Source organism: Pseudoprevotella muciniphila (genome assembly GCF_003265305.2).
Lineage (GTDB): Bacteria > Bacteroidota > Bacteroidia > Bacteroidales > Bacteroidaceae > Alloprevotella > Alloprevotella muciniphila.
Map to the genome: position 1 here is coordinate 2,126,417 of NZ_CP033459.1, position 22,832 is coordinate 2,149,248.

General features: G+C 50.8%; 34 protein-coding genes and 1 pseudogene. 9 read left to right on the forward strand and 26 right to left on the reverse strand.

Going from position 1 to position 22,832, the window contains the following annotated elements; all coding sequences use genetic code 11:
* Positions 1-30: 30 nt before the first annotated feature.
* The 9 genes and pseudogenes from C7Y71_RS12180 to C7Y71_RS08535 form a co-directional block, all read right to left on the reverse strand.
* The gene (locus C7Y71_RS12180) at positions 31-225 is read right to left on the reverse strand and encodes a hypothetical protein (RefSeq protein ID WP_111899405.1); all 195 of its coding nucleotides are present in this window, start codon (positions 223-225) and stop codon (positions 31-33) included.
* Positions 226-263: 38 nt separating this feature from the next.
* Positions 264-686, reverse strand: coding sequence for a hypothetical protein (locus tag C7Y71_RS08500; RefSeq protein WP_226943423.1), 423 nt, complete (start codon positions 684-686; stop codon positions 264-266).
* 56 nt (positions 687-742) lie between these two features.
* Complete coding sequence (locus C7Y71_RS08505) at positions 743-1,231, reverse strand: hypothetical protein (RefSeq protein ID WP_111899407.1); 489 nt, start codon at positions 1,229-1,231, stop codon at positions 743-745.
* Positions 1,228-1,617, reverse strand: coding sequence for a transthyretin-like family protein (locus C7Y71_RS08510; RefSeq protein ID WP_151908893.1), 390 nt, complete (start codon positions 1,615-1,617; stop codon positions 1,228-1,230). Before C7Y71_RS08510 ends, C7Y71_RS08505 begins: the two co-directional genes overlap by 4 nt.
* Positions 1,574-2,089 (reverse strand): hypothetical protein, encoded by a 516-nt coding sequence (locus tag C7Y71_RS08515; protein WP_151908867.1) that lies wholly within the window; start codon positions 2,087-2,089, stop codon positions 1,574-1,576. The genes C7Y71_RS08510 and C7Y71_RS08515 overlap by 44 nt, the downstream gene beginning before the upstream one ends.
* A 23-nt stretch (positions 2,090-2,112) precedes the next feature.
* A complete protein-coding gene (locus C7Y71_RS08520; protein ID WP_151908894.1) occupies positions 2,113-2,724 on the reverse strand; it encodes an N-acetylmuramoyl-L-alanine amidase in 612 nt (203 codons plus the stop codon).
* On the reverse strand, positions 2,721-2,936 hold the full coding sequence (locus C7Y71_RS08525) for a hypothetical protein (protein WP_151908895.1): 216 nt from the start codon (positions 2,934-2,936) through the stop codon (positions 2,721-2,723). Before C7Y71_RS08525 ends, C7Y71_RS08520 begins: the two co-directional genes overlap by 4 nt.
* Before the next feature lie 301 nt (positions 2,937-3,237).
* Positions 3,238-4,284 (reverse strand): annotated as a pseudogene (locus tag C7Y71_RS08530) (hypothetical protein); the annotation flags it as partial.
* A gap of 70 nt (positions 4,285-4,354) precedes the next feature.
* A complete protein-coding gene (locus C7Y71_RS08535) occupies positions 4,355-5,305 on the reverse strand; it encodes an HK97 family phage prohead protease (protein WP_111899414.1) in 951 nt (316 codons plus the stop codon).
* Between the two features lie 201 nt (positions 5,306-5,506).
* Here C7Y71_RS08535 and C7Y71_RS08540 point away from each other — a divergent pair, with 201 nt between their 5' ends.
* The 6 genes from C7Y71_RS08540 to C7Y71_RS12045 all read left to right on the forward strand — a co-directional run bounded on the left by C7Y71_RS08540 (position 5,507) and on the right by C7Y71_RS12045 (position 11,308).
* Positions 5,507-6,124 (forward strand): terminase gpP N-terminus-related DNA-binding protein, encoded by a 618-nt coding sequence (locus C7Y71_RS08540; protein WP_226943424.1) that lies wholly within the window; start codon positions 5,507-5,509, stop codon positions 6,122-6,124.
* 33 nt (positions 6,125-6,157) lie between these two features.
* On the forward strand, positions 6,158-7,720 hold the full coding sequence (locus C7Y71_RS08545; RefSeq protein ID WP_111899413.1) for a hypothetical protein: 1,563 nt from the start codon (positions 6,158-6,160) through the stop codon (positions 7,718-7,720).
* A gap of 42 nt (positions 7,721-7,762) precedes the next feature.
* A complete protein-coding gene (locus tag C7Y71_RS08550) occupies positions 7,763-7,993 on the forward strand; it encodes a hypothetical protein (RefSeq protein WP_111899412.1) in 231 nt (76 codons plus the stop codon).
* Positions 7,994-8,003: 10 nt separating this feature from the next.
* Positions 8,004-8,423: a phage protein Gp36 family protein gene (locus tag C7Y71_RS08555; RefSeq protein WP_111899411.1), complete on the forward strand. Its 420-nt coding sequence runs from the start codon at positions 8,004-8,006 to the stop codon at positions 8,421-8,423.
* Positions 8,424-8,501: 78 nt separating this feature from the next.
* A complete protein-coding gene (locus C7Y71_RS08560) occupies positions 8,502-9,905 on the forward strand; it encodes a phage portal protein family protein (protein WP_111899410.1) in 1,404 nt (467 codons plus the stop codon).
* A gap of 125 nt (positions 9,906-10,030) precedes the next feature.
* A complete protein-coding gene (locus C7Y71_RS12045; RefSeq protein WP_226943425.1) occupies positions 10,031-11,308 on the forward strand; it encodes a phage minor head protein in 1,278 nt (425 codons plus the stop codon).
* Between the two features lie 351 nt (positions 11,309-11,659).
* Here the strand turns inward: C7Y71_RS12045 and C7Y71_RS08570 are convergent, their stop codons facing one another.
* From C7Y71_RS08570 to C7Y71_RS08650, 17 genes are all read right to left on the reverse strand, one after another.
* Positions 11,660-11,968, reverse strand: coding sequence for an HNH endonuclease (locus C7Y71_RS08570; protein WP_193215888.1), 309 nt, complete (start codon positions 11,966-11,968; stop codon positions 11,660-11,662).
* A 28-nt stretch (positions 11,969-11,996) separates the two neighbouring features.
* On the reverse strand, positions 11,997-12,497 hold the full coding sequence (locus C7Y71_RS08575; RefSeq protein ID WP_226943427.1) for a hypothetical protein: 501 nt from the start codon (positions 12,495-12,497) through the stop codon (positions 11,997-11,999).
* 74 nt (positions 12,498-12,571) lie between these two features.
* Positions 12,572-13,135: a phage virion morphogenesis protein gene (locus tag C7Y71_RS08580; RefSeq protein WP_151908897.1), complete on the reverse strand. Its 564-nt coding sequence runs from the start codon at positions 13,133-13,135 to the stop codon at positions 12,572-12,574.
* Positions 13,095-13,379 carry a hypothetical protein gene (locus C7Y71_RS08585; protein ID WP_151908898.1) on the reverse strand — a complete coding sequence of 95 codons (285 nt, stop codon included), beginning with the start codon at positions 13,377-13,379 and terminating at the stop codon, positions 13,095-13,097. Before C7Y71_RS08585 ends, C7Y71_RS08580 begins: the two co-directional genes overlap by 41 nt.
* A 27-nt stretch (positions 13,380-13,406) precedes the next feature.
* Positions 13,407-13,583 carry a molecular chaperone DnaJ gene (locus C7Y71_RS08590; RefSeq protein WP_151908862.1) on the reverse strand — a complete coding sequence of 59 codons (177 nt, stop codon included), beginning with the start codon at positions 13,581-13,583 and terminating at the stop codon, positions 13,407-13,409.
* Positions 13,580-14,146 carry a host-nuclease inhibitor Gam family protein gene (locus tag C7Y71_RS08595; protein ID WP_151908899.1) on the reverse strand — a complete coding sequence of 189 codons (567 nt, stop codon included), beginning with the start codon at positions 14,144-14,146 and terminating at the stop codon, positions 13,580-13,582. The genes C7Y71_RS08590 and C7Y71_RS08595 overlap by 4 nt, the downstream gene beginning before the upstream one ends.
* Positions 14,147-14,227: 81 nt before the next feature.
* Positions 14,228-14,707, reverse strand: a complete 480-nt coding sequence (locus tag C7Y71_RS08600) for a hypothetical protein (protein ID WP_226943428.1) — start codon at positions 14,705-14,707, stop codon at positions 14,228-14,230.
* The gene (locus C7Y71_RS08605) at positions 14,704-14,907 is read right to left on the reverse strand and encodes a hypothetical protein (protein ID WP_111899434.1); all 204 of its coding nucleotides are present in this window, start codon (positions 14,905-14,907) and stop codon (positions 14,704-14,706) included. The genes C7Y71_RS08600 and C7Y71_RS08605 overlap by 4 nt, the downstream gene beginning before the upstream one ends.
* An 18-nt stretch (positions 14,908-14,925) precedes the next feature.
* Complete coding sequence (locus tag C7Y71_RS08610; RefSeq protein ID WP_111899435.1) at positions 14,926-15,153, reverse strand: hypothetical protein; 228 nt, start codon at positions 15,151-15,153, stop codon at positions 14,926-14,928.
* Entirely contained in the window at positions 15,150-15,365 is a 216-nt protein-coding gene (locus C7Y71_RS08615; RefSeq protein ID WP_111899436.1) for a hypothetical protein, read from the reverse strand. The genes C7Y71_RS08610 and C7Y71_RS08615 overlap by 4 nt, the downstream gene beginning before the upstream one ends.
* Positions 15,362-15,550, reverse strand: coding sequence for a hypothetical protein (locus C7Y71_RS08620; protein WP_146739507.1), 189 nt, complete (start codon positions 15,548-15,550; stop codon positions 15,362-15,364). The genes C7Y71_RS08615 and C7Y71_RS08620 overlap by 4 nt, the downstream gene beginning before the upstream one ends.
* A gap of 2 nt (positions 15,551-15,552) precedes the next feature.
* A complete protein-coding gene (locus C7Y71_RS08625) occupies positions 15,553-16,173 on the reverse strand; it encodes an AAA family ATPase (RefSeq protein ID WP_111899437.1) in 621 nt (206 codons plus the stop codon).
* Positions 16,170-16,415, reverse strand: a complete 246-nt coding sequence (locus tag C7Y71_RS08630) for a hypothetical protein (RefSeq protein WP_111899438.1) — start codon at positions 16,413-16,415, stop codon at positions 16,170-16,172. The genes C7Y71_RS08625 and C7Y71_RS08630 overlap by 4 nt, the downstream gene beginning before the upstream one ends.
* Before the next feature lies 1 nt (position 16,416).
* Positions 16,417-17,292: an ATP-binding protein gene (locus tag C7Y71_RS08635; RefSeq protein WP_151908900.1), complete on the reverse strand. Its 876-nt coding sequence runs from the start codon at positions 17,290-17,292 to the stop codon at positions 16,417-16,419.
* 25 nt (positions 17,293-17,317) lie between these two features.
* On the reverse strand, positions 17,318-19,315 hold the full coding sequence (locus C7Y71_RS08640) for a hypothetical protein (RefSeq protein ID WP_151908901.1): 1,998 nt from the start codon (positions 19,313-19,315) through the stop codon (positions 17,318-17,320).
* A 10-nt stretch (positions 19,316-19,325) separates the two neighbouring features.
* Positions 19,326-19,718, reverse strand: coding sequence for a hypothetical protein (locus C7Y71_RS08645; RefSeq protein WP_151908858.1), 393 nt, complete (start codon positions 19,716-19,718; stop codon positions 19,326-19,328).
* A 6-nt stretch (positions 19,719-19,724) separates the two neighbouring features.
* The gene (locus tag C7Y71_RS08650; protein WP_151908902.1) at positions 19,725-19,928 is read right to left on the reverse strand and encodes a hypothetical protein; all 204 of its coding nucleotides are present in this window, start codon (positions 19,926-19,928) and stop codon (positions 19,725-19,727) included.
* Between the two features lie 450 nt (positions 19,929-20,378).
* Between C7Y71_RS08650 and C7Y71_RS12050 the strand changes: the two genes are divergently transcribed.
* The 3 genes from C7Y71_RS12050 to C7Y71_RS08665 all read left to right on the forward strand — a co-directional run bounded on the left by C7Y71_RS12050 (position 20,379) and on the right by C7Y71_RS08665 (position 22,221).
* On the forward strand, positions 20,379-20,741 hold the full coding sequence (locus C7Y71_RS12050) for a S24 family peptidase (RefSeq protein ID WP_226943430.1): 363 nt from the start codon (positions 20,379-20,381) through the stop codon (positions 20,739-20,741).
* 69 nt (positions 20,742-20,810) lie between these two features.
* Positions 20,811-22,016 (forward strand): SDH family Clp fold serine proteinase, encoded by a 1,206-nt coding sequence (locus C7Y71_RS08660; RefSeq protein WP_111898231.1) that lies wholly within the window; start codon positions 20,811-20,813, stop codon positions 22,014-22,016.
* Between the two features lie 7 nt (positions 22,017-22,023).
* Positions 22,024-22,221: a hypothetical protein gene (locus C7Y71_RS08665; protein WP_111898230.1), complete on the forward strand. Its 198-nt coding sequence runs from the start codon at positions 22,024-22,026 to the stop codon at positions 22,219-22,221.
* Positions 22,222-22,832: the final 611 nt, after the last annotated feature.

Genomic DNA, 22,832 nt, shown 5'->3' on the forward strand with positions numbered 1-22,832 from the left:
TTTCTATGCTGCGATACCATCGCAGCCCTATTATTTGCTTAACTCGCTACGGAAAAAGCCTACAATGTCGCCGGCTTCCTCCTCGGCACTTCTGTTGTCATTCTCTTTTTTCTTCTGGTCCACATAGCGCGGCGCGTCTGCAATCATCATGATCAGCGTTTGGTAGTTCACGCCGTGCAAGATGTAGTCAACACTCCAGCCTGTTGCACTCGCTATCTGCCATATAAATCCGAAAGGGCTATGGGAGCCTTCCCAACGGCTCTTTAACTCCCCTTCTCTCTGCGGCTCAGTCTCAGCTTCATCGGATTCGCTATCTCGGCTGATCTGATAATAGGCGTAAAAGACTCCGTGCCAATCAGGGTCACGAACTTCTCAAACGCGCCTTTCTGATACTCCCATTTCATGAAGTGGCGGATAAACCACGACAAGACACAAGTAGGCAGCCACCAGTGGGGCATCGTTAGTGCAATCATGCGGCTCAGTTTCTTGCCGTGCTTCGCCAGGAACTGCATCTGACCATCGTAGTCCAGACCCTCAAATTCCGCCAGCGTCATGCCGACACTCAGCCAAGTCCTCGCAATCCGTATCTGGCAGGCCATCGTCGGGCGGCGCATCGTCAGACGCATACGCAAAGGCGACTTTCGGAAAGGCACCTTAAAATCCTTGAGAGGGAGGGAAACACCCACGTTCAGCAAGGCTTCCGCTCCCTCTCTCTGGATCTCTTGGATAATACGCGCGTCCATCAGCCTTCACCAGGAGTGTCGTTGATTTCGTATGGAGCGCCACCGTTGGCAGGTTTATTCACCTTCAGCTGGCATTCCACCTTCGACACTTCGGTCAAGGTCAGCTTGCCGCCAAGGTTCGCCAGGATAGTACCGTTCGGAATGGTCATCGTCTGACCGCTCACGAAGTCGATGGTCCACTGGCCACTTTTCTCCACAAGGCTCGTCGGAGCTTTCCAGCCGGTATAGTTGGGCGAGGTGCCCACCAACTCGCCGCCAAGCACGTTGTGCAGATTCTCGTAGTCCAACTGGATAAGGTTGAACGTCGGACTGATCTGGCCATTCTTCTGAACCAGGGTCAGTACCGGGGCATCGGGCACCTGTTCGGCTTCCACATCGGTGGTCTCGGGCTTCGTGCCGCCCCAGTCCCAACTGCCTTTCTCAATGTAACCGATCACTGCGGTTCCAAACTTCACGGCTGCTATGCCGTAGATAAAATTCTTGTTCATTTTTTTAGTTTTATAAAGATGATTATTGTTCCAATGATTCCGGATACAAGTCCGGCTAAATACCATTTCAATGCCGTTCCAATGCCGTTAGGAGATTTCTCTTTCACCTCCTGAACTTCTTGCCTGGCTTCGGCAAGTCGGGTCACCATGCCATTAAGTTGTTCGCCATAGTCTTTGTGCAGATTCCTAATGTAACGCTCATATCGCTCACACTGGAGCTGCAGACTGTCGCATGTGGCATAAATATAGATGTACTCGGGGTCGGTGGCTGTAGCAGCCTTGCGCGAAACCTTCACACTGGCCTGACCGCTGCGGTCGCTGTAGCTCGCACCGCTCGGAAGACTAAGGAGGCTGTCCGTCGCTATCGTCAGCGTCACCGACGACATCGGAACAGTCACAGGTTCCGTCCGGATCTCCACAAGCTCGCTTACGCTGTCTATCGACTGGCGAATCACGCTGTCCGTGCGAAGCGTTGCAGACACTTGCGCGTGGCTTGACGCTGCTGCGCTCTTTCGGTGTGTCGCGCATCCGCTCAAGAACAGGACAGTCATCGCTGTAACGGCAACTGTTAGCACTGTCAACAGCCTTACGGAAACGGGCCACCTCGCGTTTGAGCGATGACAGTTCCTTTCGCGTTTCATTCAATTCTTGTTTTAAGGGTTCAACAATGTTCTGTATCAGAATCCGGGTCGCCTGCTCAGTGTTCGTAATCTTCACCGTGTCGCTCTCGGCAATCGCCCTCTCCGCCTCCGCACGAGCCTTCTTCAGGGCACTGCGGATGGTCACGATGGAGATAAGCGCACCGACAAGGCTGCCGCCTAATAACCAGTTGAGGATTTGACTGAGGTCCGTTTCCATATCTGATAACTATTGATGGTTGATTATTGATTGATACCAAAATACTGCTTCAGAGCATCAAGATGGAGTGCCGCGACAGCCTCCTTGCCGGATGGCGACATCAGGAACTCCACATCCGCGCGGTTGTCCTGGAACAGGTTCTCACTGAGTACCGCAGGGCAGACAGTGTGCTTCAGCACATAGAAGCCGGCCTGCCAGTAATGCTCACCGGGTACCGAGCGGTTGCCGCGCAGACCGCGGACAAGCGCAAGGTCGCACAGCAACTTCGCCAGGCGCTTGCTCGACGATGAGCACGAACGCGACACATACACCGCAAAACCGCGGGCGTCGTGCCACTTGCCATCACCGCCGGCAGCATTCACGTGAATGCTCACATACACGCAGTTCTCCTTGCCATATTTGCCGCAGATGCCGTTCACAATCTTGCAGCGCTGAGACAACTCGGTGCTCATGGGGAGAGGGACAACGTCCTGAGGCATGTCAACAAACACCGTCAGACCAAGAGACTCAAGACGCGGCTTCAGCATCGAGATAATCTCACGGCTGAACCTGTACTCGCGGAACCTGCCGTCCGGAGAGCATTTACCTGCCACGTTCGAACCGTGAGCAGTACCGAGAATAACAACCTTGCTCATGACTGCCTGACTTTAGGTTTTACGACTGCCTGTTTCACCACCTCGGCAGAAGCCACGGAAGCGTCGCTCTTGTCTTTGTGCTCGGCGCACAGACCGCGAACAATCAGGTCCGAGGCACGAGCCTGGTCATCCATCTCTAAGATGGAGCCGGGCTCATACACCGTAACATGGTCCGTCTTGTCGCGGAAAATCTTCTTTACAATCAGTCTCATGTTTCACATCATTTTAAGGTTGCGCTAATTCCTGGCCGACAACCACGGTCTTCGTAACACTCGTGCCGGCAATGCCGATGGTTACATTGGCATAACGCATCGCCTCCGCGTTCTCAGTGAAGGGGTAAGCCTCACGGGTAAACGTCACCTTGTTGCCGCTCACGGATACAGTCAGCCATGACGCATCGCTCTCAGCTGTAACACCCGCACCGTTGCTCGTCGCGTATGTACGGACGTTGCTGCCTGCTGTCGAAGGCACAGTCAGTTCGGCGTCACCGGAGATGGTGGGCAAACCACTCGTCTCATAGCCGCTCATAATCACACCGCCCGCATCAGCCTTCTTAGGCATGCAAACGAAGTAGTGGCGGAAGTTGATCTTGTTTCTCTGATACTCGGGGTCAGTACCCGCCTCGCTGTAATACATCTTCGTACTTCCAGTGGCCTTGAACACGCGAGGAACGTAGAACGCAAAGCTGCACTGGAACTCACCGGTATCGGCACTCGCACCGACAGCTTTCTTCTGCCCCGACGTGGTGTAAATCGGATTGTTCGCGAACTCGTAGATGTCAAAACCGTACTGACGACCTACCGTACCGTTGCCGCGGTCGATGTTGTACTGTTCCTTGAAGCGCTGGTCGGTCTCCAGCAGGTCGTTCACGTGGTCCGTGCAAAGCACCAGACGGCGACCGTCTGCAGGGACTTTCAGTTTATCAAGCGCACGCTTCAGGTTGATAACGTCCTGCATGCACAGCTTGATACGGCCCGTGTCTGCGTCACGCGCACCAGTCGTAACAAGAACCGGAGTGGTGGAACCGTTCTGCTGCGCACAAAGGGCATGAGCAGCCTTCTGGAACTTCGATACGTTGATGGCATTGCCGTGGCTCTCCTTAACACGCGACATCTTGTCGTAACTGATGGCATAGAGCTCATCGTCGGTCACGGGAGTAACCTTCGTCTGGAACTTGTCAAGCTGAACGGCAATGTCATCATCGTCCAAAGCCTGCAAGGGAATCGGATAGGTAGTGTTGTTGATCAGTACGTCAGGGTCAACACCGACCTCCACAAGGTGAATCACGTCGTTGTTCACAATACTCGAAGAGTCTGGAATACCGTCAAGCCAGGTGGCCTCCAGACCACGGCGAAGGAACTTCACCAGCTCGCCCGTCCAAATCTCGGTATAGACTCCGGCACCTAAGGCACCAGAGGGGAACACGTTGCCGACAGTGGCGGCAAACACATTCAAGCCGATGGCACCCACCGTTGGGGATACACCGACCATGGCAGCAAGAGCGCCGCCCATCAAGCAGTTCAACAGAACCGCAACGATCATTCCAATAAATCGAATCATTGTCTTTGTTTTAGTTGGTTTTTAAATATTCTCTCGTCTCGTTTAGTATGTTGCGACTGTGTCGCAACCATTAAATCTCACATTCAATGCCGTACTCGGCCTTGTACAGCTTCTTGTACTGAGCAGGGTTATCCTCACGCAGCTTCGCCAGCTCGTCGCTCGGCACGTCACTCAGCTTCTTGTACTCAGCATGGCCACCCGCTGGGGCACCGCCACCTGTCACGATGTTGCTCAGCTTCACCTGGGGCGACATGGCGTCGAAGGTCTGCTTCAACTCGTCGGCACCGATTTTCTTGCCGAGATCCAGGAACTGCTGTTTCTTGTCCTCGCCGATCTTTTTCTCCGCTATCGCAGAGTTTACAAGGGTTTCAATACGTGCGGCACGCAGCGTGTCGCGTTCCTGGCGCAGGGTCTCCGCCTCTGCACCTTCTGCCTTCAGCTTTGCCAACTTCTCATTGATGGCGGATTCGTCGGCATCCTTGGGCAAGCCCAACTCAAGGGCTAACTTCTCTTGATCCATTTGATTTGGTTTTTGGTTTTTGTTGTTATTAATATGCAACAGCGGCAACACTCGAGCCGCGTCTTTGCCTAACTCTATGCGCTGACCGTCCTTCTGCAGAACGATCGCATCGTCATTCGCACCGATGTCAACAAGCGACACCTCAAACAGTTTGCTTTTGCTGATGGTCGGACTGGTCTGACCCTGCACCAAATGCTTTGGGTCTTCACTCAGCTCCAGAATGTCGATACCGACACTCACCATCTTCAGGCTGCCGAACTCCCACTGCTTCTTGCAGCGCTGACTCAGTTCCGTGGCCTCGTCAAACATCAGTTCGCCAGTCACCTCGTCACCTTCCACCTTCAAGTCTTTCACGTAGCCGATAACCTGACCACGCTCGTGCATATAAAGTAGTACGGGGTTCCTGTTGTACTGCTCAACGTCCATGCCGGTCGTAAGTACACGCGTGCCGTAGCTGTTCAGGCGCTCGTTGCTGATTCTCACTCGTTTTGTCTTGCTCATTTTTTTCCAGTTCTTTTACGATGTTTCTACCGCAAAGATGAGGGCTTCAGACAATCCCGCAAAAAAAGTGTGAAACCGTTGCACACTTCTCTGAAACCATTGCACACTTTTTTCCTGCACCACCTGAAAATAACCACTTTTGCAGCAAGAACAATCGCGTATGTTGCGACTATGTCGCAACTGAAACAAATAAAAAGAACAATGACAAAACAAGAAAAGACAACGAAGAGAGAGGCAAACGGAACTGGTTCCGAATTGCCCGAACGCACCAGGCTTTCGCGAGAGCAAAAGACAACGAAGAGAGAGGCAAACGGAACTGGTTCCGAATTGCCCGAACGCACCAGACTTTCGCGAGAGCAAAAGACAAGGAAAAAGACACTCGGACGATCACTGTACATGTCCGGCATGGAACTTACAGAGATTGCAGACCAACTGGGCGTGTCACGACAGTCTGTCTCCAAATGGTGCAGCAACGACGGATGGAAGGAGGCACGTGCAGCAAAGAACATCTCACGGCCCGAACTCGTCAACAAACTGCTACTCGCCATCGACAACCTCATCGCGCAGGTCAATGCGTCAGGCGACCCCGAAGCCATCGGAGCACTCGCAGACAAACTCTCGAAACTATCATCCACCATCGAGAAACTCGACAAGAAAGCAAACGTCATCGATGCCATAGAGGTATTCATGGCATTCAACCGGTGGATTCAGGACCAGGCATGCTACGACCCCGAAATCACACCCGAACTCATCAAGGCAATCAACAAGTACCAGAACAAGTTCCTCATGGAAAAGATGGCATCGCCGTCTGCACTATAGCATCTATAAATTCTATAGCATCTATTCACTTCTATGGCGACAATCTCAGAATTCAGGAAAATACAGGAGGAGTGGCGCGAACATTGCCGGCAGATACAGAACCTGACCGACACAAAAAGTCTCGTCCGCGAGAATGCCACACAGAAGGAGCAGCGCATACGCCGCCTCCAGCGCGACTATGCCGCATTCTGTGAGTATTACTTTCCGCATTTCCTCACACTCCGCGACAAGGTGACAGGCGAAGCCATACGAACCATACACAACGCGCCGTTCCACAATGCCGCTGCCACGAAGGTTAAGAACACGCCTAACCTGAAAGCGGTCTTCAAGTGGCCGCGTGGTCACGCTAAGTCCACACACTTCGACATCTTCATGCCGCTCTGGTTGATGTTCCAACCGAAGCGGCTCATCAATTTCATGGTGATTGTCGGAAAGTCTGAGGACAGTGCCGACCGACTGCTGGGTGACATCCAGGCGGAGCTCCAGTATAACAAGCGCATCATTGCCGACTTCGGAAAACAGATGTCAATCGGCAACTGGACCGAAGGGGAGTTCACCACAAAGGACGGCGTGTATTTCCTGGCTTGTGGTCGCGGGCAATCACCGCGTGGTCTCCGAAAGCGTGAGTCACGACCGGACTACATCGTCATCGACGACCTCGACGATGACGAACTCTGCCGCAACGAGCGACGTGTCAGGGAACTCACCGACTGGGTGAAAGAAGCACTCTTCGGAGCACTTGACGTGGGACGTGGCCGTTTCCTCATGGTAGGCAACCTTATCTCCAAAACCTCCGTGCTGGCGAACATCTGCGCCACGAAAGGCGTTCATGTCTCAACGGTATATGCCGTTGACAACGACGGCAACCCCGTATGGAAAGAGAAATGGACAAAGGAGGAGGCACGTGAGTACATGGAGTTCGTGGGCTATCGTGCCTGGAACAAGGAGATGATGCACAACCCTATCGTCGAGGGAACAGTATTCCACCAGGAGTGGATACGCTGGGCCAAGCGTCCGGCATGGAAGGACTTCACCGAGTTTGTACTGTACATCGACCCGTCATGGAAAAGCAAGAAGTCAAACGATACGAAAGCCGCCAAACTATGGGCGAAGCACAAGACACACCTGTGGCACCTCCGCGCTTTCGTGCGCAAGGCATCGCTCGCCGAAATGGTACGATGGTGCTACGACCTCTACGAGTGGAGCCTGGACGTGGGTATCTCCATCCGATTCGCAATGGAGGCATCCTTCATGCAGGACATACTCCTCGATGAGTTCACTACAGAGGGAAACCTCCGAGGCTACCAGCTGCCCATCACGGGCGACACACGAAAGAAACCGGACAAGTTCCAGCGAATAGAAGCCATCAGCCCGCTCTGGGAACGCGGATTCGTGTTCTACGACCTTGCACAGAAGGAAGACCCCGACATGCAGGCAGGACTCGAGCAGCTGCTGGCATTCGAAAAAGGTATGTCAGGCAACGACGACGCACCGGACGCCGACGAGGGAGCCATCTATATACTCCAGAAGAGCACAAGACAACAAACCTATAAACCGAGGTTCGGAAAAAGACCAACCTCTAAAAACTTATGGTAGTTCACTATGCTGAGACATCGTCGCAGCACAAATAGAAAAAACATGTTACAACTGATTAAGCAACTCATCTTCAGCATCCGCTTCAGGCAAGCCGTCAAAAAGGCAGACCGCCTGCAACACATCACGCACCGAAAATATATGGTGCTGGTCATTAACCGACGCCTCGAAGTCCTCTCCAAGCAGGAACTCAAAAAGTTCATAGCCGGTGGGGTGTTCCGGAAAGGTACCACCACACGCGACATTGAAGCAAAGGCGCTTTACATAACACTCTAAACTTCTGGCTATGTTTGTAACAGATCAAGACTATAAAATCGTCATCGGCGACCAGGCGCTGAAGGTGGTCTCGCAGGTCAGCCTGGAGAACCGCGCCAATGCCGAGACCGAAGCCGTCGAGGAAATCAGCGGCTACCTCAGACCCAAATACGACACCGAAGCCGTCTTCTCGGCAACGGGAACAGGACGAAACAGACTCGTGGTCATGTACACCTGCGACATCGCCCTCTACCACATGGCAGCCAGCGCACCGCAGAAAATGGGAATGGAGATACGAAAGGAACGCTACGAGCGGGCAGTCAAATGGCTCGAGGGAGTACAGTCCGGAAAAATCGTTCCCGACCTGCCGCTCGCTACAGACGAGGACGGAAACGCAACAGGGCTGCCGTTCACCTATGGATCGCAAAAACCGCTACGGCATAATTGGTGAGCAAATGAGAGCAGAGACAATATTTATTTTGGCTATGCAGAATGCAGCCAACAATCAACAAGGTTAATTGGTAACACAATGGGAAAGAGCAAAAAAAACAACAAGAATAAAACAACCGTGCAGACGCCGTTTGGTACCGTCCGGCTGGCACGAAAGGATGCACCGAAAGTGCGCAAGGTCGTCATGCAGCTCCAGAGAACCACCGACTCGCTCACACGAAAGGACATCGGCGACTGGCGAATGGCATGGCAACTCGCCATAAACATAGACAGCCCAAACCGGCAGCGTCTCTATGACATCTACCGCGACGTCGAGGTGGACCTCCACCTATCGGGCTGCATACAGCAGCGAGAAGGCTTCGTGCTCTCACGTTCGTTCAAGCTGGTCAACGAGAAAGGAGACGAGGACAAGGAGGCAGTCAACTATTTCAACACATCCTGGTTCAAGCTGCTCATGAAGCTCGCACTCGACGCAAACTACTGGGGACACTCGCTCATCGAACTGGGAAACATCACCAACGACATCAACGGAAGGCAGACATACGACGGCGTGAAGCTCATACCCCGTAAGCATGTCATTCCGGAATATCACCGTGTCATCACAGACCTGGGACAGGACTGGCACACGGGCATCGACTACCGTGAGCCGCCCTTCGCCGACTGGCTCATCGAGGTGGGACAGCCGGATAGCCTCGGGCTCTACCTCAAGGCGGCAACACAGACCATACCAAAAAAGAACGCACTGGCGTTCTGGGATACCTTCGCCGAAATCTTCGGTATGCCCATGAGAATCGCCAGGACAACAACACGCGACGAGAAAGAGCGCAAGAAGATAGAAGACATGCTCGAGAAGTCCGGACTCGCAGGATACATGCTCGCCGACCAGGGAACGGAACTGGAGTTCGTAGAGTCATCAAAGGGCGATGCGTTCAACGTCTATGACCGTCGCATCGACCGGGCTAACTCTGAACTCTCAAAACTCATCATAGGGCAGACCATGACCATAGAGGACGGATCAAGCCTCTCACAGTCCGAAACACACCTCGAAGTCTTCCAGAACCTCGTCGAGGCAGACTGCGACAACATACGCGACATGGTCAACAACCAGCTCATACCCCACATGATACGGCACGGCTTCCCGCTCACAGGAATACACTTCGACTGGGACTACAGCGTGGACTACACACCAGAGCAGCAGGCAGCATACGAACAACTCGTACTCAACAACTACGAGGTGGACCCTGCATACTTCTCCGAGAAATACAACATGCCTGTAGGGGAACGTAGGCAGATGCTGCCGCCTGTCGCGCCACCAGAGCCGCCACAGGACGATGAAGACCCCAAAGGCAATAAAACGCCCAAGCCGGACAAAAAGACGCGACAGGAACAAAACAATCGTGCCAGCGAGAGCCATCAAGTTCGCTTGAATGGCCGAGTGCAGCCGATTGAAGGCGAAGCCAATGCGCGCCCTTTTTTCGACTGAGCCCCAGTGATTACCTGGGGCTGCACGAACGCTATGCCCGAATCCTTGCGGACGGCGGTTTCCCCGTCGCCACTTTCGCCCGTGAGGACGAGATACGTCAGGAACTCTCGCGCCTGTTCGAGGGAATGATGAAGACACTCTACAAGGAGCAGGGGTCACAGTTCCGCATAGAGTTGCTCGAGACACCAAAAATGCAGGAGTTCATAGATACTCATGCCTCCGCACTCGATTCCTCTTTCCGGCAGGTGAAGATGTCCGATGCCATGCGACAGCGACTGCAACGTTCAAACTACATCTTCTCCGGCATGAAGACGTTCCACGAACTCAATGAGGCATTCCCTTCACTCATCGACGAGAACGGCAACAGAAAGCCTTTCGAACAGTTTTTGAATGACGTTCAGAAGATAGACCGTACCTACAACCGCAACTATCTCCGCGCAGAATACAACTTCTGTCAGGCTTCGGCTGACATGGCTGCCAAGTGGGAGGAGTTCATGCAGGACGGCGACCGATACAATCTACAATACCGAACAGCACACGACGACCGAGTGCGTCCGGAACACGCAGCGCTCGACCGCGTCACGTTGCCCATCACAGACCCGTTCTGGCAGGAGTATTACCCACCCAACGGTTGGAACTGCCGATGCACAGTCGTACAGGTGCGCAAGTCAAAGTACCCCGTGACACCACACGACGAGGCAATGGCGCTCGGTGAGGAGGCTACAGGGAAAGACACAAAAGGCATCTTCCACTTCAATCCTGGCATAGAGCAGAAGACTTTCCCTGACTATAATCCCTACACCATACGTCGATGCCGGGACTGCGATATTGCTAAAGGGAACGGTGCAGGCAGCCCATTAAGCCTATCACGCCCATTCATTCCAGAAAACGAACTATGTGCTGCGTGTCGGCTATTGCACGGACGTTTTGAGCAAATCGGCGAGAAACGGCAAGAGGGGAATGGAACTGTTACCATCCACACACTGATAAATCGCAATGATAGCGATTTCAACAAGCTAAATGATATTGCAACTTTCTTTGCAAGGGAACATGGGGCTGAGGTGATACTGACACCCAAAATGTCTCGTCCACCAAAGTTCCAGTACGAGTGTGTCTATGGTTCTCTTGTCGGCACTAAGTACGAAGGAAAATGTCCAGACCTCTGCATCAACGGTGTTTGGTATGAGCATGAAGGGTTCGTATCTGACAAACCTAAACGTGCATTTTCCAATATGCTAAATCATGGTCTAAGGCAATCAAGCCGCATCATAATAGACAGACCAAATCTAACTGATGCATATATGAAGCGTAATATAAACCAACGAGTAAAAGAGGGACAGATAATAGATGAGATCTGGATAAATGATGATTCTGGCATTAGATTGTTCTATAAAAAAGTTTGAGGAATGATTGCTCATTCCTCATTCTGCAACGAATCGGTAGTCATTAGCTACGGAATCGTTGATGCAAAAATACAAAAAAAACCGCAGTTTCCAAACAAAATAGCGGATTTTTTCATTGTAAAGCTTTTTTCTTACGTTTTTTTTAGTTAAAGATTTTGGTTACAAAGCAAAAATGTAATGTCCCTTTAACTATGATATTTTTTCTTTGACTATTGCATCCTCTATGTCTGTATGCAAATCATGAATCCTACGGAAATTATATATCTCATACAGCAATGACATAGCATTCACAAATATACAAAAAAATCCGCAACCTACAAACAAGTTTGCGGACTTTTTTCAAATTCCTCACTAACTCTCCTTCTGATGCACCTTTACATGGCAGTCATGGCAAAGAAGAACCAGGTTCTTCGTCTGCAACGCCAGTCCGGGGTTCTGGCTCACCGGCACCAAGTGGTGTATCTCCAATGCCTCCAGGGCAAAGTGCTTGCCGCAAAGCTCACAGCAGCCGCCACGCATCTGGTAGAGAAGCCGTTTCTTCCGGAGAAGAGCATTACGTCGATTGCGCAGCTGCTCGTCTATCGTACGTCTGCGCTTCATCCGAACGTTCGAAATGTAGAAATAAAGACCGAAAAGTCTGAAACTCTTGAATATCTCCATTGTCATTATCGTTTTGTATGTTGCGATTTCATCGCAACGATTTAATTGCCACGCATTGGTAACTCTCAATGTTCTCAATAATATCCTCATGATTGTGGTTCGTGCTGCTTCCCACAAGGTCAAACTCCAGAAACGTCTTGCCTCTCCTGCAAGCCAACTGAAGGTGTATCGCCTCCAGTAAGTCGAACACCTTCAGACCCTGTTCACGGAACTCACTATCTGCAGAACTGCTGCCCTGCCAGTCCGTCACCACATGAAGGTGTACTATCGGCTCTGCACGATATTCCGCTCCAGGCTGTATGGCATTCCACTGGATGGGCTGGAACTCCACGAACACCGCCGGACGTTCCCAATTCTCTTCCTGCTCGATGAACTCAACGTTGTGGTTCCACAGGTCGATGTGCTTGATGGCACGTTCCCAGCCTTCAGGAACGTCGTCTTCAGTTTCTGCTACTCCGTAGTAACCTTCTGTTGTCACATATAGTTTGGATAGTTGCTCTATGAGCATCTGATATACTTCTTTTCTCATTTCTCGTGTATTTTCAATTATCGTGCAAGCCGAAGGCAGAAGAGCTCGCTCTTATGCTGAGGCGCAGCCGATAATCATGATTCTCGAATCGTAAAATTGATGGATTCTTCAATATATCCGTTCAGGTTCTCCTCGATGATGGTCCGTACAGCTCGCTCCACTTCAGGACTGGTACCCAAAAACCTTCGGCGAGGAATCTTGATGGTGGTACCGGCTTTCTTCAAGGCCATGAACTTCCAGAACTCGGCTTCGCCGCTCAGCTGCACCGTGCGCTTGTCGTTCCGCCGGCTGCCGTCTTTCTTGCGACCGAACGAGCCGGTAGCCTCGTAATACTTGTGCCAGAAGTATTTCTTCATCCTGGTTGTCACCACTATCTCGCCCCCTTCGTTGTGAATGGCGGCGTAGGGCTCCGTCGTGAAGAACGTGATGCTGTTCTCGGTGGTCCGGCTCTGGATGCTACGGCGCAAACGTCCCGTATCGACCAGTATGTGACCGCCGGGACGAGTCGCGCTCTTCCTGCGCTGCCACGCCTCACTGAAAAAGGCCTGACGCTCAAAGTTCCGGTCGAACTCGTCGGACATCTCTACCTCGATGTCCTTAAGGATTCTTCTTAAAATAGCCTGGATCTCTGACTTCATCTTCGGGGTATAACAGTTCCGGGAACAAGAAGCCCTGGGCCGAAAGCTCCACACGCTCCTCAAGATGAGGATTGGCAGAGGCCTTCAGCAGATTGTAAAAAGTACGCTCGCTGATGCCGTATTTCGGATAGACATAACGTTTCCAGATCTCCCTGTTCGGAAGACCCGTCTTCGCGTACGTGTCGTAAATCTGGTTGATGTCGGCGACACGCTTGGCATAACTCTTGCCTTTGCGCTTCTTCATTCCCATGCAGCTGACTGTCGAAGTTAATTAATGCACTTTATAGGGCCTGACGTGCAGGGTCATCTCACAACTAACAAGCACCCTGCCGCTGCCCTCACAGTTAGGGCATAGCCTTGAAAAGCCCAGTTTGGAGACAGTGCCCCTGCCGTGGCATTCACGGCACAGGGCAACTTTCTCGGGCTTAGTGATGCTCCGGGTCTTCATACGGCAGTCTCCTCTTTCTTGGGTTCTACATAGAAAGTCTCGTCCTGAGTCACCTGAATACCACAGGCTGCCATAGCCTCGCGCATAGTGACCTCACGGGGCTCACCCGTCGGGGTGTCATATACTGCAACTTCTTTCAGGTCACGGTCGGCAAGCAACTTGTCCTTAGCAATCTCATCCGTCTGGCGGATGTAGGCGAAAGGCAGGAACTTCTTAGCCAACTGTAGCGCACTCGCCCAGGTAAAGCCCTTCAGGGTTTTCAGCTTCGGCGTGCCGGTGCGGAAGCCGATGGTGCCGTGGGCCATGTCAAGGCTCTTTTTCTTGGTGAACAACTCTGCCTGGTTCTCGGTGGCGAAACTCTGAAGCACATCGAACGACTTGTCTCTGTCACTGCCTAAAGCGGCTAACTTGTCGGCGTACTTCTCACGGATCTTGGCGCACTGAAGCTCAATCTCCGCATTGATCTTCTGAATCTGGGCATCACTCTTCGCGTATGTGGCGAAGGCTTCGTCGGCGGCCTCTCGGGTCACGCCGGTGATAATGGTCTTCTTCTGTCTTGCCATTGTCTTTTGTTTTTTTGATGGTTAATACTATTGCTTCTATTACTACTATTGCTACTATTGCTTCTATAGCTTCTATTACTACTAAGCCTCTCCCATTACGGTCAGGGGTATGGCTTTCAAGCAGGGTTCCGGTTCCGTATGCTGCGACTGTGTCGCAGCCTCTCTCGCCCTGGCAGCCTTCAGCCCTCTATTGCCCATAATGGCACGAAGCTTCACCTGCAGCGCGTCGAGGTCTTTCAGACCCAGTTGTGCGAACACCTTGCCGGCTATCTTCGGGTTCCGGCAGAAGTCGTTGACGCGAGCCCAGTCCGTGGTATCCACACCTGCTTTCTGCATCAGTTTCAGGCAAAGGCTGCGCTTCTTCTTCAACTGCTCCTTCCAGCCGGTGCGCGCCTCCAGGGAGGCGCACAGGGCATCATACTCCTTGCTCGTCATTTCCCTGAGACTGGTTGTCCGCCCGTCAGTGAAACTCGACACAAGGGTCTCTTTCATGTCCTCACGGTCAACGCCGGACAGACGATTGAACAAGGCATAAAAACGGTGATAACTCTTTACACTCATGGTAGCTTGGCGTTAATCTGGCGCATCTTTTCAAAAGAGGCTTCAAGCCCTGACTCATAACCGATAAGCAAACCCATGAGACCGCCAAAAACAGAACCGGCAATAATGCCAAGAACAGGGGCGAGAACTACGAACAGCCAAAACAGCGGATTCCACCATCTCGGCGCTAATAATTGTACTTTCTTGATGTTTGTCTTCATAATGATATATATTGTTGATTAAACATGATTCACACCTTTCCACTCAATCGTCACCTCAGGACGCAACTGACCCGCACCACCGCACAAAGGACAGGGCAGCTTCTCGCTTTCGCCAAATTCGTCGGTGCCCCAGAACCAACCGCTGCCGCAACAATAGTGACAACGCTGCACCATTCCAACAACGTGCTCACGCAACGTCTTGATGCTCGGACTGCTCAATTCAAGTATCTGCTTCGTCTTGCTCATTTATTGCTTTTGATTGATTGTTTTACGTTTACTTTCTCAGCGGCTCGCAGATAACTGACAATCCTTTCAGCATACAGCGCATCGGTGGTCTCTATCACGCGGCAGCCGGTGGTCTTGGACATCCGCAGGGTAAGGTCGCACTCGCCGCACTCCATCCAGTCGTCAATCACCAAACCCATACGGTCTTTTTTTACTAATATCTCAGTGATCATAATTTCTCCCTTTCTTTTGCCAATCTGAACCGTTCCTTGAGAACGACGTTGACATTACACACACCACAGCACACACCATCATACCTGACGGGAGCGGGATTATGGCCCTTGCCGGAAAATGTACGGCCGCAAATGCAACAAGTGTGGCCCTTGTTTAATTCAGATGTGATTCTTACTTTTTCCATGATTAAAAATTATTGCTGGTTCTCAAAACTCCTTCTTCCCACACCACGAAACTGTTGCCGGCATCGGGATTGAAACGACCCTGACAGTAAGCCCTGAAACCTACAACGCGGACCTTGACACCGGCACGGTAGCGAAGTCTGACAGCAGGCTTGCCCAAAGGCTGCCCTTTGGCTTCCTGACTGATGAAAATGAAACTCTTCTTCGGAAAGGCCTCGAGCAGGGCTTTCGTTTCCAGCCATTCCCAGCCTGCGTCCTGGAACGAGTCCACGATGATGAACTTCGCACTGTGTCGCTTCTTCAGGCGCTCTGTCAGGTCTTCCACGGTATCACTGGTCACCACACGAAACCAGCCCTGTTTCTTGTCAAGGTCAAACCGTAGCATTCGCTCCTGGAAAGACTGGTTCAAACCTTCCTCGTAACTCAGGTAGAGCACCTGCCCGTAGTGGGTCAGTTCGTAGGCCAGTTGCATCACGAAAGAACTCTTGCCGCTGGCAGACGCGCCGCTGATGAACCAGGTGGAGTTCTCCTCCGGCGAACCGAAGGCTGCTGCCCACTTGCCACCAAACGGCAGCGTCTTGTAGGTCCTCTTGGCTATTTCTTTCGGGCTGTAGGCGCGTTTCATATCTTTTTGTTTGTTGTATAACACCAACCCAATAGGCGGTTGAACGGAAGTCCTATGCCGTGTATCGTTCCCATAATACAGAAATCGTCCTCCTCATCGACATCACCATCACTATAGCCTGTATAGACCTCTCCATTGTCCATAACAAATTTCGCCTCGCGATTTTTATCTATTTTCTGCAATTCAGATGGGGATTTCAGTACACGGCGGCTCCCATCTGAAAAAATTACTTTTATTTTCATATCAGGCTCCTTTCTTTAGTTTTTCGATTTCAGTATAGACTCGTCTCAAACCACCCTGGCTCTTGCGCACGATCTGACCGATATCGGTTCCCTCCGGGGCGTTCACGCTGGCCACAACTCGCGCCTGCTCCATCAAGAACGCCTTGCGGTCGTCTCCCTGGTCTGGAGTGACACGGCTGTACTTGCCGCCGTAACGTGAGAAGATCTCAGCGTAACCCACCTTCTTGCCTTCCACGTTGCGGTTGATCTTGGCTGCCAGTCCGTCGGCTCCCATCATATACCAGCCGCAGCACATTTCGGTGGCGTTCCAAAGGGCTTTGAGTTCAAGAAAAGCCTCGTATGCAAGGTCGCCGGCTTCGTCAAGCACCACCAAAGGGCGCTCCATCGAGCGCAGATAGTAAACCAAATCCTCATAGGTGTCCTGGTACTTGCCCGTGGCACCCACGCCGAACTCGTTGGCTATTTTCTTAACCAGGGCGCGTTTTGTCTTCACCTGGCTGCAGTCGATATACACGGCGTTGCGGTGCTCATTCACATACCATCGAGCGGTGTACGTCTTGCCAATGTTCGGAAGGTCGCACAATATCACGCTCAGGCTACGCTCCTGGCAAGCCTCTAACTGTGTGGTGATATAGTCGAAGGTCGCGGTCCTTGCGCCCTTCCACTCGATAGAGTCGCGCAGGTTCACGTCTAAACGGCGGGCAATGTTCACCCAGTTGGCATCACTCAGAGCCTTATCCGTCTGACCCTTCTTCAGACTGTTATACACGCTTGCGGAAATGCCCAGCGAGGCAGCGTGCTTGGCATCGCTCGGGTAGTTCTTGCGGTTCTGGGCTATCGCCTCCAGAATCCGCTGTTTTTGCCAATCTTTAATCATATTCTAACGGCGTTTTAATGTTATTCTACATATCTGCAAGAGCTTTGCTTTCCACATCTACAGGAACATACAAGAGCTCTTGTTCTGTTTGTTGCGGTGGCAATGCCACGGCTTCTGTCTGCATGACAGGTGCTACACTCGGCTTAATCACACCCAGTTCGTCAATGGCATTTTCCTTTACATACTTGCTGAACTTCGCAATCTTCTTGCGCTGCTCGATATAGTTCACGGTGTCCTCTTCGGTTTGTTCTGCCATTACGCGGTTGTAGGTCTGAACTTTCTCCACTTGGTCAATGTACTTGTCGCCCTGGAAAATATGCACCTCAGAAGGCTTGCCCTCCTCGTCAGGCATATAGTACGCGGTCACCTGATAGTCATTCGGGCGAAGTTTCTCTAAAACGCTGGTGTCGCTCAGCCACCAGTCTTCGTGTGCCACACGCACCGTCGAGTTCCTCCTGATGCTCGTTTCCACACGCTCACCGATGTAGCGTGCCAGCGTCAGTTTATCGAGAGGCTGCAGGGTCGGGTTGATGCGCTCACAGAGAACGTCCCACCTTGTCATGCCGGGGAACTTCTTCTGGTTGGGGTGCAGTTGGTGGTTCCACTCATAACTGTCACGTCGGTCTTCTGCCACCAACTGGTCCCAACTGAAGTATTCCTTGTCCTCGTAGAGTTCGTTGGTCTCGTCGCTCACTTTCTTGTACTCCTGACGCCACTTGCCCTTGCCGTAGAAACGGCCAATGCCCTCGTGGTTCTTGTGGATCACGCTGCGCTTCTTCGCACCGTTCAGAGGCTCGGCATACTTCTCCTGAGAATTCTGGGGAGCGCAGAAGTGAACGAACGGGAAAGCGACACCGGCTTGCAGAAAACCGTCTTTATACTGCGACATCAGGTGATTCTCCACCTCAATGCCGGCAGGCATACCCCAACCGTTCTTCTCTATCAGCCTGAACATGTCGCGGAAGCAGTCAACAACCAAGCCCTCGTCCTTCTTGCGGGAGTATGACGCACCGACAACGCACTGGCTTACGACATCGTAAGCATAGTAGGCGTGAACGCGCTGCTTGGTGTCCTTCAGCTTTCTGGTCAGGTCCACGTCGTCCATCGTTATCTGTGACAATGAGAAATTGCCGCCGTGACGGTGAACGTGTGGCATCTGCTCGTGCATGAAAGTCGTCCAGCTCATAAGCGAGTGCTCAATCAGGGTCTTGTTGGCTGGTTTGTTCAGATAGTTGGTGATGGTGCTTTCGCTCAGTTCTTTTGGCTCACCAGTTTTCTTATCAACAAAGTCTTCGGGGTTCATCAGTTCGCCAGTCTTCGGGTCGTAAACGTCCAGTTCACCACACACGAACATATTGTACATTTCCGCAATGTTAGTGTTAAAAGGCTTGTTGGGAAGCACTGCCAGACCGAGTATCAGACGCTCTGTCCTGTAGTCCACCTTCCGCGCACACTGGTTGCCGAACTTGCCGCTGATGAGGCAGCCATACCCGTTGCGCTTGTATTCATTCACCTTCTTGCGAAAACGAAGCGTACTCGCTGGCAGTGTATGTCCGTACTCTTCACGCAGGGCTTCAATGGCCTTCGCCATCTGCTCCCAGTTATACTTGCCGCCAAACAGTTTCTGAGCCGTTGCAGCACGCTCATACAAGCGGATGCAGCAGTTCAGAACACTGGCGTTCACCACATATTCCTTGATTTTCTCAGGAGGCAGGTCAAGGCCTGCTTGCTCCCTGCTGTGGAAAAACGCCACCGCAGCCTGGTCAACCTCGTAGTTGCTGCACACCCAACCCTTCAGGTGGGTCAGGTCGCCGTCGGGATAGAGGGCTTGAACCTTGGCTCTGTAGTAGCGAGGAAGACTTTCAACGGCAACAAGGGCATACTGACCGGCTGCACCACCGCCACGACGCACCACGTCGATGCGTCCACGGCTCGCCATCGCCTTGTAGTTAGGGATGCTCATCACACCGCTATCTACAAGTTCACGGGCACTTATGCAAAGCCTGTTTCCGTAATACTCCATCTTCCCCTCCTTACTTCAAGTTCCTTGCGTAGTTCTGAATGGTAGGGATGTCTCTCACAAGCACCTCTTCATAGCGATGCCTGGGCGAGCCTTTGAAACGTACAACGCCCTCGCCTGTGGTCAGGCTGACTTCCAGAACGGCTCCATTGTTAAAATACTGGCGCATGAAACGCTCACCGCTGTCCATTGTGTCGTAGAAGATCTCGTCTTCAGGCACGGCAGCCTCAACCCAGCCGCCCATCTCCTGACGGGCTACATGCTGAATCTTTCTCGCCAGAAGCGTCTGGCTCTCAAAGCACAGAGCCTTGTAAACCATGCGCTCAGTGCAACCGAACAACTTCGCGAGCCTCGCCTTGTTCTCCTTCGAAACCTTTATGGTTCTCACGCTTTTTACTTTTGCCATAATCATTTATTTTATTTCTGTTATTATTGGTCTTAAACTCACACCGTAGCTGTTCATCAGCCGACGGACCATATTCTTAACATATAACTCAGGGGCGGAGAAAACAATGCCGTCCTCTTCGTTGTAACTGAAAGACACACCGTCAACCATAAGCAGCGTGGCCACTTTGTGCTTCACGCTCTGCGTCTGCCATTCTTTGATTTCACACATGTTCTTTTAACTGTTAATTTGTTGGTCTCGGCAAAGTTTCGTAACTTTGAGCCCCTATTCATTATTGAATACGCTGCAAAGATAGTCAAAATTTTGAAACAAGCAAAGAAAATGAGCGAAAAATTGACCGTAAAGAGAAAAATTTTGTCTTTTTTAGAGAAAATAGGTATTCAAAAAGAAGAATACTATAAAAAAATAGGAGTTGCTCCTTCTAATTTTAAAGGAGTCGGACTTCAAAGTATGCCGGGGGGTGAGATAATAGTCAAAACATTGACTCTTTACCCACAGCTTTCTGCAGATTGGCTGTTACGTGATAAGGGGGATATGCTCATTCAAAATTTTGAAACAAACAAAGAAAATGAGCGAAAAATTTCTGAAAAAAATAAAAATTCTTCAGAAAAAATTCCTGTTAGCAACTCGAAGGCTATCCCACTTATACCGTTCAGTGCAATGGCAGGAGCCTTAACGGGGGAAAAGTCTGTCCTGGAATACGAGTGCGAGCGTTATGTGGTACCGGCTTTCAGCGGGGCTGACTTTCTTATGCCAGTGAAAGGCAACAGCATGATGCCGACATACATATCAGGCGACATAGTGGCTTGCCAGCGTGTACCCATGTCCGGCTTATTCTTCCAATGGAACAAACCCTACGTCCTCGACACGGCACAGGGGGCAATTATCAAACGCATAAAGCCGGGATCTGACAAGCAGCACGTCCTCATCGTTTCCGACAACAAAGAATATGATCCGTTTGAACTACCATACGAGGACATCTATGCCGTAGCCCTTGTTATCGGCATCATCCGCCTCGAATAATCTGGACGCAGATTATTTTTTAAAACAATTTTTGGAATAATTGATTTTTATCATTAAGTTTGCAAAAATATGGCAAGTATAATCAGTAAATATATTTCGCAGAGAATGAGTGTCTTGGATCTGAAAAAAGAACTCAGTCGATTGCGTTCTGAATATAACAGGTTGACTGGACGCAACTTGTTCATCTATGCTGCTGACTTTAACAAGGGGAAGCAAGGTATAGACGTCAGTCTTATGCAAGATGACTTTTATATGATTCAGGACATTTTGCGAGAGTCTGACAAGAAGCAAATTGACATTTACCTGGAAACTCCTGGAGGAAGTGGAGAGTCTGCTGAGGAAATTGCAAGATTCCTACACTCAAAATTTGAGGAAGTGAATTTCGTGATAGCAGGGGAAGCAAAAAGTGCCGGAACCATACTTGCCATGTGTGCTAATAATATTTATATGTGCAGCACTGGCAGTTTGGGACCAATCGATGCACAGGTAAGAGTTGGAAGAAGTACAATCTCTGCCTATGACTATAAGACTTGGGTTGACGAGAGAAGGGAAGAGGCCGCAAAAAAAGGAAAATTGAATCCATTTGATGCTTTGCTTATTTCACAGATCTCCCCAGGTGAAATCTATGGCATCATGAATTCGCTGCAATTCGCACAGGATCTTGTGGAGGAATGGCTGCCGAAATACAAATTTAAGGACTGGATAACTACAGAAACTCGAGGTCTTCCTGTTACTCAGGAAATGAAAGAGAAAAGGGCAAAGCAAATTTCCGAGAAACTGTGCAATCACATGGATTGGCACACACATGGGCGATCCCTCAAAATCGAAGACCTCAATGCAGAACTGAGAATTGAAAATATTGACGATAATCCTACCCTCGCGAATATAGTCTATAGGATAAAGACTGTTATCCGATTAATATTCGACACCAGTACTGACTTTAAACTATATTTCTGGGAAGATTGCGAACTGGCAAGATCTGCCAATGTGGCCAGTACTCCATTCAACAAACCTGCAGCACAGAATGACGTTAAGAGCATAGAAGTGGTCGAGTTCGGAGTTCCATGTCCTAAATGCGGAAAAGAACATAAAATAAAGGGATACCCTAACCTTTCAAGCGCAGATATACGAAGACTCCATCTGCAAGTAAACCCTTTAGTAAAAGATAATGACCTCTTGGTCTGTGATACTCCAGGATGTGGGTTTACAATCGATTTGAAACCAATTAAAAATATGTTTGAAAATCAGTTCAAGAAAAGAGTCACACTAAAATAGCAAAGCAATGGAAAAGAACGACAAACAACCAAAAGGTTTTAGCGAAGTCCTCGATTTCATAGAAAACACAAAAGATGGGAAGTTTACAGAAGGAGGAGTCTCTATTACAGAACTCATGAAATGCACCATTTCACGTGAAGAGATTGCGTATATCCAAAATGAAAACTTCCAACACAACGAAATCATTTTATATGGCCTAAGTTGAAACCCTTTGACGCATCTAATTGGTACCGAGTTATAGCCCTGCCTTGTGTAGGGCTTTTTTGTCACCCCCATGCTCCCAGGTGCCCCCATGAGGGGTATTCCCCCCACCCAAACACTACCCAAATACACACGAAATCCCCCATTTATGGGGCTTTACGCCAGATTACACCCCCGACAAAGTTGCACGAAAAGGGTCAGTTTCCTACACTTTACTCCATTTTTTTGCTCGTTGCCCCCCCCTCACACGGTATGCGTGGGCAAGAGTTTTGTAACCCCAGTTTCCCGAAAATGTAACCCCACTTTGTAACCCCACCTGTAACCCCACCCCTCGTTTTTCGCCAATTTCGCCCTCTGGGAACGGAACACGGACTTTTCCAGACCCACCGCCTTCTAATGCCATCAGAACACCGTTCAAACGTGGACGCAATATAAAGCCCACAGACGCACTAAACGCCCACATACAAAGGATTTACCCACACACAAACAAAAAAGGCCACACGCGTAAACGTGCAGCCCTCTGTGCGTAAATCTATCGTCCCACGGACGTAAACGAATTTGCCTCAAACGTAAAGCAAACGTAAGCCTATGTAAACGTTTCGTTTTGTGCCGACC

Coding starts and splice junctions, on each gene's coding strand:
- C7Y71_RS08505 (WP_111899407.1), bottom strand. CDS start 1,231: ATGAACAAGAATTTTATCTACGGCATAGCAGCCGTGAAGTTTGGAACC.
- C7Y71_RS08510 (WP_151908893.1), bottom strand. CDS start 1,617: ATGTCGTCGGTGACGCTGACGATAGCGACGGACAGCCTCCTTAGTCTT.
- C7Y71_RS08515 (WP_151908867.1), bottom strand. CDS start 2,089: ATGGAAACGGACCTCAGTCAAATCCTCAACTGGTTATTAGGCGGCAGC.
- C7Y71_RS08520 (WP_151908894.1), bottom strand. CDS start 2,724: ATGAGCAAGGTTGTTATTCTCGGTACTGCTCACGGTTCGAACGTGGCA.
- C7Y71_RS08525 (WP_151908895.1), bottom strand. CDS start 2,936: ATGAGACTGATTGTAAAGAAGATTTTCCGCGACAAGACGGACCATGTT.
- C7Y71_RS08535 (WP_111899414.1), bottom strand. CDS start 5,305: ATGAGCAAGACAAAACGAGTGAGAATCAGCAACGAGCGCCTGAACAGC.
- C7Y71_RS08540 (WP_226943424.1), top strand. CDS start 5,507: ATGACAAAACAAGAAAAGACAACGAAGAGAGAGGCAAACGGAACTGGT.
- C7Y71_RS08545 (WP_111899413.1), top strand. CDS start 6,158: ATGGCGACAATCTCAGAATTCAGGAAAATACAGGAGGAGTGGCGCGAA.
- C7Y71_RS08550 (WP_111899412.1), top strand. CDS start 7,763: ATGTTACAACTGATTAAGCAACTCATCTTCAGCATCCGCTTCAGGCAA.
- C7Y71_RS08555 (WP_111899411.1), top strand. CDS start 8,004: ATGTTTGTAACAGATCAAGACTATAAAATCGTCATCGGCGACCAGGCG.
- C7Y71_RS08560 (WP_111899410.1), top strand. CDS start 8,502: ATGGGAAAGAGCAAAAAAAACAACAAGAATAAAACAACCGTGCAGACG.
- C7Y71_RS12045 (WP_226943425.1), top strand. CDS start 10,031: ATGATGAAGACACTCTACAAGGAGCAGGGGTCACAGTTCCGCATAGAG.
- C7Y71_RS08570 (WP_193215888.1), bottom strand. CDS start 11,968: ATGGAGATATTCAAGAGTTTCAGACTTTTCGGTCTTTATTTCTACATT.
- C7Y71_RS08575 (WP_226943427.1), bottom strand. CDS start 12,497: ATGAGAAAAGAAGTATATCAGATGCTCATAGAGCAACTATCCAAACTA.
- C7Y71_RS08580 (WP_151908897.1), bottom strand. CDS start 13,135: ATGAAGTCAGAGATCCAGGCTATTTTAAGAAGAATCCTTAAGGACATC.
- C7Y71_RS08585 (WP_151908898.1), bottom strand. CDS start 13,379: ATGAAGAAGCGCAAAGGCAAGAGTTATGCCAAGCGTGTCGCCGACATC.
- C7Y71_RS08590 (WP_151908862.1), bottom strand. CDS start 13,583: ATGAAGACCCGGAGCATCACTAAGCCCGAGAAAGTTGCCCTGTGCCGT.
- C7Y71_RS08595 (WP_151908899.1), bottom strand. CDS start 14,146: ATGGCAAGACAGAAGAAGACCATTATCACCGGCGTGACCCGAGAGGCC.
- C7Y71_RS08600 (WP_226943428.1), bottom strand. CDS start 14,707: ATGAGTGTAAAGAGTTATCACCGTTTTTATGCCTTGTTCAATCGTCTG.
- C7Y71_RS08605 (WP_111899434.1), bottom strand. CDS start 14,907: ATGAAGACAAACATCAAGAAAGTACAATTATTAGCGCCGAGATGGTGG.
- C7Y71_RS08610 (WP_111899435.1), bottom strand. CDS start 15,153: ATGAGCAAGACGAAGCAGATACTTGAATTGAGCAGTCCGAGCATCAAG.
- C7Y71_RS08615 (WP_111899436.1), bottom strand. CDS start 15,365: ATGATCACTGAGATATTAGTAAAAAAAGACCGTATGGGTTTGGTGATT.
- C7Y71_RS08620 (WP_146739507.1), bottom strand. CDS start 15,550: ATGGAAAAAGTAAGAATCACATCTGAATTAAACAAGGGCCACACTTGT.
- C7Y71_RS08625 (WP_111899437.1), bottom strand. CDS start 16,173: ATGAAACGCGCCTACAGCCCGAAAGAAATAGCCAAGAGGACCTACAAG.
- C7Y71_RS08630 (WP_111899438.1), bottom strand. CDS start 16,415: ATGAAAATAAAAGTAATTTTTTCAGATGGGAGCCGCCGTGTACTGAAA.
- C7Y71_RS08635 (WP_151908900.1), bottom strand. CDS start 17,292: ATGATTAAAGATTGGCAAAAACAGCGGATTCTGGAGGCGATAGCCCAG.
- C7Y71_RS08640 (WP_151908901.1), bottom strand. CDS start 19,315: ATGGAGTATTACGGAAACAGGCTTTGCATAAGTGCCCGTGAACTTGTA.
- C7Y71_RS08645 (WP_151908858.1), bottom strand. CDS start 19,718: ATGGCAAAAGTAAAAAGCGTGAGAACCATAAAGGTTTCGAAGGAGAAC.
- C7Y71_RS08650 (WP_151908902.1), bottom strand. CDS start 19,928: ATGTGTGAAATCAAAGAATGGCAGACGCAGAGCGTGAAGCACAAAGTG.
- C7Y71_RS12050 (WP_226943430.1), top strand. CDS start 20,379: ATGGCAGGAGCCTTAACGGGGGAAAAGTCTGTCCTGGAATACGAGTGC.
- C7Y71_RS08660 (WP_111898231.1), top strand. CDS start 20,811: ATGGCAAGTATAATCAGTAAATATATTTCGCAGAGAATGAGTGTCTTG.
- C7Y71_RS08665 (WP_111898230.1), top strand. CDS start 22,024: ATGGAAAAGAACGACAAACAACCAAAAGGTTTTAGCGAAGTCCTCGAT.